General features: G+C 68.6%; 10 protein-coding genes. 6 read left to right on the plus strand and 4 right to left on the minus strand.

Annotation, left to right across the window (positions count from 1 at the left end):
* The 3 genes from BMG07_RS38520 to BMG07_RS38530 form a co-directional block, all read right to left on the minus strand.
* Window positions 1–293 (minus strand): DUF4880 domain-containing protein (locus tag BMG07_RS38520; protein WP_198088896.1); only part of this gene is annotated, 293 nt, incomplete at its 3' end.
* Window positions 290–817, minus strand: a complete 528-nt coding sequence (locus BMG07_RS38525) for a sigma-70 family RNA polymerase sigma factor (RefSeq protein ID WP_198088897.1) — start codon at window positions 815–817, stop codon at window positions 290–292. The genes BMG07_RS38520 and BMG07_RS38525, both read right to left, overlap by 4 nt.
* Before the next feature lie 46 nt (window positions 818–863).
* Window positions 864–1769: a DMT family transporter gene (locus BMG07_RS38530; protein WP_198088898.1), complete on the minus strand. Its 906-nt coding sequence runs from the start codon at window positions 1767–1769 to the stop codon at window positions 864–866.
* Between the two features lie 122 nt (window positions 1770–1891).
* Between BMG07_RS38530 and BMG07_RS38535 the strand changes: the two genes are divergently transcribed.
* Window positions 1892–2227 carry a tRNA-binding protein gene (locus BMG07_RS38535; RefSeq protein ID WP_198088905.1) on the plus strand — a complete coding sequence of 112 codons (336 nt, stop codon included), beginning with the start codon at window positions 1892–1894 and terminating at the stop codon, window positions 2225–2227.
* A gap of 22 nt (window positions 2228–2249) precedes the next feature.
* Here the strand turns inward: BMG07_RS38535 and BMG07_RS38540 are convergent, their stop codons facing one another.
* Window positions 2250–2891, minus strand: coding sequence for a MarR family winged helix-turn-helix transcriptional regulator (locus BMG07_RS38540; RefSeq protein ID WP_198088899.1), 642 nt, complete (start codon window positions 2889–2891; stop codon window positions 2250–2252).
* A 159-nt stretch (window positions 2892–3050) separates the two neighbouring features.
* Here BMG07_RS38540 and BMG07_RS38545 point away from each other — a divergent pair, with 159 nt between their 5' ends.
* Genes BMG07_RS38545 through BMG07_RS38565 form a run of 5 tightly spaced genes read left to right on the plus strand, consistent with a single transcriptional unit; the run spans window position 3051 to window position 7615 of the window.
* On the plus strand, window positions 3051–4085 hold the full coding sequence (locus BMG07_RS38545) for an ABC transporter substrate-binding protein (RefSeq protein ID WP_198088900.1): 1035 nt from the start codon (window positions 3051–3053) through the stop codon (window positions 4083–4085).
* Window positions 4086–4119: 34 nt separating this feature from the next.
* The gene (locus tag BMG07_RS38550) at window positions 4120–5211 is read left to right on the plus strand and encodes an ABC transporter ATP-binding protein (RefSeq protein WP_198088901.1); all 1092 of its coding nucleotides are present in this window, start codon (window positions 4120–4122) and stop codon (window positions 5209–5211) included.
* Window positions 5208–6059: an ABC transporter permease gene (locus BMG07_RS38555; RefSeq protein WP_198088902.1), complete on the plus strand. Its 852-nt coding sequence runs from the start codon at window positions 5208–5210 to the stop codon at window positions 6057–6059. Before BMG07_RS38550 ends, BMG07_RS38555 begins: the two co-directional genes overlap by 4 nt.
* On the plus strand, window positions 6056–6847 hold the full coding sequence (locus tag BMG07_RS38560) for an ABC transporter permease (protein ID WP_198088903.1): 792 nt from the start codon (window positions 6056–6058) through the stop codon (window positions 6845–6847). Before BMG07_RS38555 ends, BMG07_RS38560 begins: the two co-directional genes overlap by 4 nt.
* 42 nt (window positions 6848–6889) lie before the next feature.
* Entirely contained in the window at window positions 6890–7615 is a 726-nt protein-coding gene (locus BMG07_RS38565) for a polysaccharide deacetylase (RefSeq protein WP_198088904.1), read from the plus strand.
* Window positions 7616–7807: the final 192 nt, after the last annotated feature.

A 7807-nucleotide genomic window follows, 5' to 3' on the forward strand; every position in this document is an offset into this window, starting at 1 on the left:
CCCGCGGGCGCGGCGGTGAGCAGCAGCGCCAGCGTCTTGACGGCCGCGCGGCGGTCGGCGCGCACCGTGCGGCCCAGCGCGGGCATCGACAGGCCACCGGGCAGCATGCCGAACTTGCGGCTCACCTGCTCGGCGCGTTGCCACGCCGCTTCGTGCGACGGATCGGCCTCGCGCCATTGCGTCCAGCGCGAGCGCTCGGCCGGCGTGGCCTCGCCCGACTGGATCAGGAAGAACCACTGCGCCGCCTGCATGGCGACGCCCTCGTCCACCGACACGGCCTGCCGCGCGCTCATGCCGTCAGCAGGATGCAGCGCGCCATCGCCTCGGCCATGTAGCGCTTGACGGTGCGCTCGCTCACGGCCAGCTTCGTCGCGATTTCCGCGTAACCCAGCCCTTCGAGCTGCGCCATCAGGAAGGCCTGCCGCACCGGCGCGGCCAGGCCGTCGAGCATCGCGTCGATCTCCTGCAGGGTCTCCAGGATGATGGCCTGCTGCTCGGGCGACGGCGCCTGCGGCTCGGGCAGCGCGCTCAGCGCGTCAAGGTAGGCCTGCTCCAGCGAACGGCGGCGGTACAGGTTGGCCAGCAGCCGCTTGGCCACCACCGTGAGGTAGGCGCGCGGCTCGCGCAGTTGCCAGTCGCCCTGCTTTTCAGGGGTGCCGTCGGGCGCGGCGAGGATGCGAAGGAAGGTGTCCTGCGCGAGGTCCGCCGCGTCGAAGGCGTTGCCGAGCTTCTTGCGCAGCCAGCCCTGCAGCCACCCGTGGTGGTCGCAGTAGAGCGTCTGGATGTGCGGATGATGAAGAACGGAATCGGCGGCCATGGCGGACGGGCGTGGCGGCCACGGCCGCGTCAGATAAGAATAATTCTCATTTTAATGGCAGTCTGGGAGCCCGCCGCGCCAGGCCGGGCAAGGGCCACCCGAACGTCATGCCCGCCGCCGCAATCAGGATGGCCGCCGCGCCCGCCAACTGCAGCGCGCTCAGCCGCCGGTCGAACACGAAGAAATCGACCACGAACACCACCAGTGGATAGATGAACGACAGCGCCCCCGCCACCGGCGTCGACAGCTTCTGCAGCGCGCTGTACAGCAGCGTGAACACCAGCCCCGTGTAGATCACGCCCATGGCCAGGTGCATGCCCCACGTGCCCGCGTCGGTGGGCAGCGCGCGCAGATGCGCGAACGGCGCGAGCAGCACGATGCCGACGCACACCTGCACCAGCGCAATGACGTGCGGCGCCATGCCGTCCAGCTTCTTCGCGATGATCGCGGCCACGGCGTAGCAGAAGGCCGCGCCCAGCGCCATCAGCACGCCGACGAGGTAGCCGGCGCCGTCCCCATCGCCGCCTCCATTCCTGGCCTGCGCCACCAGCACCACGCCCGCGAACGCGACGCAGAGCCAGCCCACCTTCGTCCCGGTCAGCCGCTCCGACAGCACCAGCGCGCCGAGCGCGACCAGCATGAAGGGCTGCGTGTTGTAGACCGCCGTGGCGATCGAGATCGACGTGTACGAGAAGGCCGCGAAGATCAGCACCCAGTTGACCACCAGCGCCACCCCGCCGGCCGCCGCAAGCGCCAGGCTGCGCCGGGGCATGCCGCGCCGCAGCAGGCCCAGCGCGAGGCACACGACCAGCAGCGTGGCCGCGCCGAACACGCAGCGCCAGAACAGCAGGTCGACCACCGGCAGGTCGGCGCGCACGACGAACCAACCGATGGTTCCGGAGATCGCCATGGATGCGCTCATTTCCAGCGCGCCGCGCAGTCGGGTCTGCATGTGCTTGTGTCGTGGGGTGAATCGGTATGCTCGAAGAAAGAACATCTTCGCCGATGAAAGACTTGCCCATGACCTCCCCACCGAATACATCGCCGGCCACGAGCGCCGAAGCGCCGGGCGACATGCCCCTCATCGAGTGGAGCGATTTCGCCAAGGTCGAGCTGCGCGTGGGCCGCGTGCTTGCGGCCGAGCCGCTGCCGAAGGCGCGCAAGCCGGCCTATGTGCTGCAGGTCGACTTCGGGCCGCTGAGGGTCAGGAAATCCAGCGCGCAGATCACCGACCTCTATCAGCCCGCCGAACTGGTCGGCAAGCTCGTGGTGGCCGTGGTGAATTTTCCGAAGAAGCAGATCGGCTCGCTGATGTCCGAATGCCTGGTGACGGGCTTCCACAACGAAGACGGCCACGTGGCGCTGTGCGTGCCCGATCGCGACGTCCCGCCGGGCACGAAGCTGTTCTGACGCGATTGCCGATCGCGCGGACTCAATCGCGCGGCTTGCGCAGCGCCTCGCCGGGCTCCGGGCCCAGCTCGGGCGCGTTGCCCGTCATCATCTGGCTCAGCAGGCCCGACAGCACATCGCGCTGCCCGTCGTCGAACATGCGCAGCAGATGCAGCTCGGCCGCCGCGTGCCGCGGCATGGCCTCGTCGGCCAGGCGGATGCCCTTGGCCGTGAGCTTGACCAGCACGCCGCGCCCGTCGTTGGGGTCGATGGAGCGCTTGATCCAGCCCTCTTTCTCCAGCCGCTTGAGCAGGTTCGACAAGCCGCCCGAAGTGAAGAGCAGCGTGCTCTGCAGCCGCGACGGCGACAGGCGGTAGGACGCGCCCGCCACGCGCAAGGTGGCGAGCACCGCGTACTCCTGGTACTTCATGCCGAAGGGCTCCAGCACCTGGTTCAGCGTGCGCAGCACCACTTCTTCAAGACGCAGCAGCCGGCCCACCACCGACTTGCCGCTGCTGTCGATGTCGGGCCGCTCGCGCTGCCACTGCCGGATGCCGCGCGCGACGAGGTCGCCGCCCTCGGCCGGTGCCTCGTCGACCGGGGAACGCAGGTCTTCCGGGGCTTCGCGGCCCTTGGCATCGCCTTGGGGCGGACGTCGATTCGATGCTTCCTTTTTGTGCGGCATGACCTTCTCTCCATCAACGTTGGGGCCTTTTCGCTGCCATTGTGGTGCAGCGCCGTGGCGCGGGTTCGTCCCTATCTTAAATGCCTTGCATTTATCTTTTACGAAAGATAAAGTGAATTCCAACGCGGCCTTCAGGCCTTTGCCTTCCAGGAGTTCACGATGAAAACCACGTTCTCGCGCTGTCTCGTCCCCGGCCTTGCGGCCGCTCTGCTGGCCGGCGGCGCGCACGTTGCGCAGGCCGAAGAGCTGGTGGTCGGCATCTTCGGCGGCTCCTTCGCCGAAGACTCCAAGACCTGCCACATCGCCGCCTTCGAGAAGAAGACCGGCGCCAAGGTCGCGCTCAAGCTCGGCAGCTCGTCGCAGTTCGCGGCGTCGATCCGCGCGACCGGCGGCAAGTCGGACTTCGACGTGGTCTACATCGACAACTCGCTCGCCTCGCAGCTCAAGAACGAGAAGCTGCTGGAGACCATCGACAAGAGCAAGCTCGCGAACGCGGCCGAGGTGTCGCCGCGCGCCCTCGACAAGGACGGCCAGTACGTGGTGTTCATGACCGGCGCCACCGTCATCGTGTACGACACCAAGCAGGTCAAGACACCGCCCACCTCGTGGGCCGACCTTGCCAAGCCCGAGTTCGACGGCAAGCTCGCCATCGGCGACATCAGCGGCACTTCGGGCTCGCAGTTCCTCATGGCGCTGAACCGCATGAAGGGCGGCACGCTGGCGAACATGGACGCGGGCTTCGCGGCCATCAAGCCCATCGCGAAGTCGTCGGTCACGCTCTACACGCAGGCCGACCAGATCGTCTCGCTGTTCGAGCGGCAGGAAATCGCCGCCGCCGTGTGGTACCCCGACCGCGCGGGCTCGGCCATCGACAAGGGCCTGCCGCTGGCCATCGTCTATCCGAAGGAAGGCGCGGTCGGCATCCTGCCCGCGCTGGTGATTCCGAAGGGCGCCAAGTCGCCGGCGCTGGCGCTCAAATACATCGACGAGGTGCTGTCAAAGGAGGGCCAGACCTGCTTCGCCGAGCGCAAGTACGCGGGGCCCGTGAACACGCAGGTCAAGCTCAGCGACAAGGCCGCGAAGATCGTTCCCTACAAGGAGACCTTCGACAACCTCTGGCTGCCCGACCCCGAGGCCGTGGCGAAGTCGCTGCCCGACTGGACCAAGCGCTGGCAGCGCGAAGTCGCCCGCTGAACGCCCCCTCTTCCATCCTCAGGACCCGACCGCCATGCCGGCACTCACGCTCGACCGTCTCGAGAAACGCTACCCGGGCCACACGGCCGCATCGTCGGTTTCGCTTTCGGTGCATGACGGCGAATTCATCTCGCTGCTCGGCCCCTCGGGCTGCGGCAAGACCACCGTGCTGCGCATGGTGGCGGGCCTGATCGAGCCGACCGGCGGGCGCATCCTGGTCGACGGCCGCGACATCACCGCGCTGCCGACCAACCGCCGCAACATCGGGCTGGTGTTCCAGTCGTATGCGCTGTTCCCGCACATGAGCGTGTTCGAGAACGTCGCCTTCGGCCTGCGCCGCCAGGGCATGCAGGGCAGCGAACTGAAGCAGCGCGTCGACCAGGCACTGGCCAGCGTGCGCCTTTCCGCGCTCGGCGACCGCATGCCCAAACAGCTCTCGGGCGGCCAGCAGCAGCGCGTGGCGGTGGCGCGTTCGATTGCGCCGCGCCCGAGCATCCTGCTGTTCGACGAGCCGCTGTCCAACCTCGACGCCTCGTTGCGCGACGAGATGCAGATCGAGCTCAAGCGCCTGCAGCGCGAGGTCGGCATCACCACGCTGTTCGTCACGCACGACCAGGGCGAGGCGATGTCGATGTCCGACCGCGTGTGCGTGCTCGCGCACGGCGTGGTGCAGCAGTTCGACACGCCCGAGGCCATCTACCACCGCCCCGCCACCGGCTTCGTCGCGAGCTTCATCGGCCGGCCCAACCGGCTCACGGGCCGCGTGGTGCGTGCCACCGGCGCCGCCGCCGCGGTGCAGCTGGACAACGGCCCGATGCTGCCCGCCTCTGCCGCCGAAGGCATGGCGCAGGGCGCGGCGGTCGACGTGGTGATCCGCCAGGAAGACATCCGCTTCGCCGATGCGCCCTCTCCCGGCGCGGCCACGCTCGCGGGCCGCGTCGCCATGCGCTCCTTCGTCGGCGCGCGCGTGCAGTACCTGCTCGCGTTCGGCGGCACCGAGCTCATTGCCGAGGCCGTCACCAACGGCCCGCACGCCGGCCTGGACGTCGATGCGCCGGTGCGCGTGGCCATCGCGCCGCAGCACGTGTACGTCACCGCGCGCGCGGTGCAGGCCGCCGCCGCATGAACCCGCGCAAGCTCACCGGCACGCTGCTGGCGTCGCCCCTGCTGCTGCTGTTGCTGCTGGCTTTTGTCGCGCCGGTGCTGCTGATGGTGCCGCTGAGCCTGCACCCCTACGAGCCCGGCACCGGCATCTCCGCCGGCTGGACACTGGCCAACTACACCAGCATCGTCACCGACGAGTACTACCGCGAGGTGGTGGTGCGCACGCTGGTGCTGGGCTTCGGCGTGACGGCCATCTGCCTGCTGCTGGGCTATCCGCTGGCCTACTACATCGCCAACGCGGGGCCGAAGATGCGGCTGGCGCTCACCATGCTCGTGATCTTCCCGATGCTGCTGAACCTGGTGGTGCGCTCCTTCGGCTGGATCGCGCTGCTCGCCAACCGGGGCCTCGTGAACAACCTCCTGATGGACGTCGGCCTGATCGAGCGGCCCATCAAGATGATGTTCAACCTGTTCGGCCTGCTGGTGGGTATGTCGCACATCTTCCTGCCGTTCATGGTGCTGATGCTGGTGCCGGCCATCCAGGCGATCTCCAAGGACGTGCAGGCCGCCGCGTACACGCTGGCCGCGAGCCGGCTGCGCGTGTTCTGGTCGATCACGCTGCCGATGAGCGCGCCGGGCATCCTGTCGGGCTCCATCCTCGTGTTCGTGCTGACCATCAGCGCGCTGGTCACGCCGCGCATGCTGGGCGGGCCCACCTACAAGGTGATGGCCACGCTGATCTACGACGACTTTTTGCAGACGCTCGACTGGCCCGCCGGCGCGGCCATGTCGTTCGCGCTCACCGCGCTCACGCTGGTGGTCATCGGGCTGTCCAGCCGCGTGCTGCGGCGCTGGGGAGGCAACGCATGAACGCCGACGGCAAGAAGACGCCCGTGCTCGCGGCCACGGCCATCGCGGTGGTGGTGTTCCTGCAGATCCCGGTGCTGGTGGTGGTGCTCGCGGCCTTCAGCAAGACGGCCTACCTCACGATCCCGCCGAAGGGCCTGACCTTCCACTGGTTCGAGGTGGTGCTGCGCGACCCCGAATACCTCAGCGCCGCATGGACCAGCCTGTGGCTGGCCGCCGCGTCCACCGCCGCCGCGCTGGTGCTCGGGCTCATCGCGGCCTACGCCATCCACCGCCGCATGGTGCCGGGCGCGGGCGCGCTCACCTCGCTGTTCATGGCGCCGCTGATCCTGCCTTCGGTGGTGCTCGGCGTGGCGCTGCTGCAGTACTACACGATGACCGGGCTGCGCGGCAACTCGCTGGGCCTGTGGCTCGCGCACGTGGTCATCACCGTGCCGTATGTGGTGCGGGCCAGCCTGGGCAGCCTCTCGTCGGTCGACGAGTCGCTGGAAGACGCGGCGCGGGTGCTCGGCGCGGACGGCTTCACGAGCTTTCGCCTCGTCACGCTGCCGCTCGTGAAGCCCGGGCTGGTGGCCGGCGGCCTCTTCGCCTTCATCACCTCGCTGGACAACGTGCCGGTGTCGGTGTTCCTGCTGTCCGCGAGCCAGACCACGCTGCCCGTGAAGATCTTCACGTCGGTCGAGCAGGGCGTGGACCCGAGCGTGGCCGCCGTGTCGACCCTGCTCATCGTGACCACCGGCGTCGTGCTGCTGCTGGCCGAGCGCTGGACGGGCTTTCACAAGCACGTCTGACCGAACCACACCCTTCCCCCGATTTCGCCAAGGAGTTTCCTGATGCCGACCACGAGCAAAGGCTTTCCGCTCATGCTGACCTTCGACCTCGACGCGGAGACCATGTGGACCGGCCGCGACCCGGCCAACGCCCAGCGGCCCATTTTGATGTCGCAGGGCGCCTACGGCTGGAAGGTCGGCATGCCGCGCATCCTCGCGCTGCTCGCACGCTACGGCATCGGCGCCACCTTCTTCATTCCCGGCGAGGTGGCCGACAAGCACCCCGACCTCGTGCGCGAAGTGGTCGACAAGGGCCACGAGGTGGCGCACCACAGCTACAGCCACCGCTGGATCGTCAACCTGAGCCCGGCCGAGGAGCGCGAGGAAATGGACCGCGGCATGGAAGCCCTGACGCGCCTGGCCGGCACGCGCCCGCGCGGCTGGCGCTCGCCGGCGGCGGAGTTCAGCAGCATCACGCTCGACCTGCTCAAGGAGTACGGCTTCAGCTACTCGTCGAACTTCTTCGACGACGACTCGCCCTACCTGCTCGAAATCGGCGGCGCGCGCACCGACATCGTCGAGCTGCCGTTTCGCTGGGTGCTCGACGACGCGCCCTTCTTCCAGTACTCGATCACGCTGCCGGGCCGCACGCTGCAGGCACCCTCTGCCGTGCTCGAAGCCTGGACCAGCGAGTTCGACATGCTCCATGCCGAAGACCGGATGATGATGGTCGGCATGCACCCGCAGATCATCGGCCAGCCTTCGCGGCTCAAGGTGCTCGAAGGCTGATCGAGCATGCGCTCGCGCACTCGGATGTGTGGATCGACCGCTGCGACCGCATCTCCGACGACATGCGGCCGCGCCTGCAGGCGGCCGTCGCGGCATGACCGCCACCGCAGCCTCCCCCGGCCTGCGCTTCGTCGTGAGCGGTGGCGCGAGCGGCATCGGCCTGTCGGTGGCGCGGCTCGCGGTGGAGCGCGG

The organism is Variovorax sp. E3, assembly GCF_016082275.1.
Taxonomy (GTDB): domain Bacteria; phylum Pseudomonadota; class Gammaproteobacteria; order Burkholderiales; family Burkholderiaceae_C; genus Variovorax.

Coding starts and splice junctions, on each gene's coding strand:
- BMG07_RS38560 (WP_198088903.1), top strand. CDS start 6,056: ATGAACGCCGACGGCAAGAAGACGCCCGTGCTCGCGGCCACGGCCATC.
- BMG07_RS38540 (WP_198088899.1), bottom strand. CDS start 2,891: ATGCCGCACAAAAAGGAAGCATCGAATCGACGTCCGCCCCAAGGCGAT.
- BMG07_RS38535 (WP_198088905.1), top strand. CDS start 1,892: ATGCCCCTCATCGAGTGGAGCGATTTCGCCAAGGTCGAGCTGCGCGTG.
- BMG07_RS38525 (WP_198088897.1), bottom strand. CDS start 817: ATGGCCGCCGATTCCGTTCTTCATCATCCGCACATCCAGACGCTCTAC.
- BMG07_RS38565 (WP_198088904.1), top strand. CDS start 6,890: ATGCCGACCACGAGCAAAGGCTTTCCGCTCATGCTGACCTTCGACCTC.
- BMG07_RS38550 (WP_198088901.1), top strand. CDS start 4,120: ATGCCGGCACTCACGCTCGACCGTCTCGAGAAACGCTACCCGGGCCAC.
- BMG07_RS38530 (WP_198088898.1), bottom strand. CDS start 1,769: ATGCAGACCCGACTGCGCGGCGCGCTGGAAATGAGCGCATCCATGGCG.
- BMG07_RS38545 (WP_198088900.1), top strand. CDS start 3,051: ATGAAAACCACGTTCTCGCGCTGTCTCGTCCCCGGCCTTGCGGCCGCT.
- BMG07_RS38555 (WP_198088902.1), top strand. CDS start 5,208: ATGAACCCGCGCAAGCTCACCGGCACGCTGCTGGCGTCGCCCCTGCTG.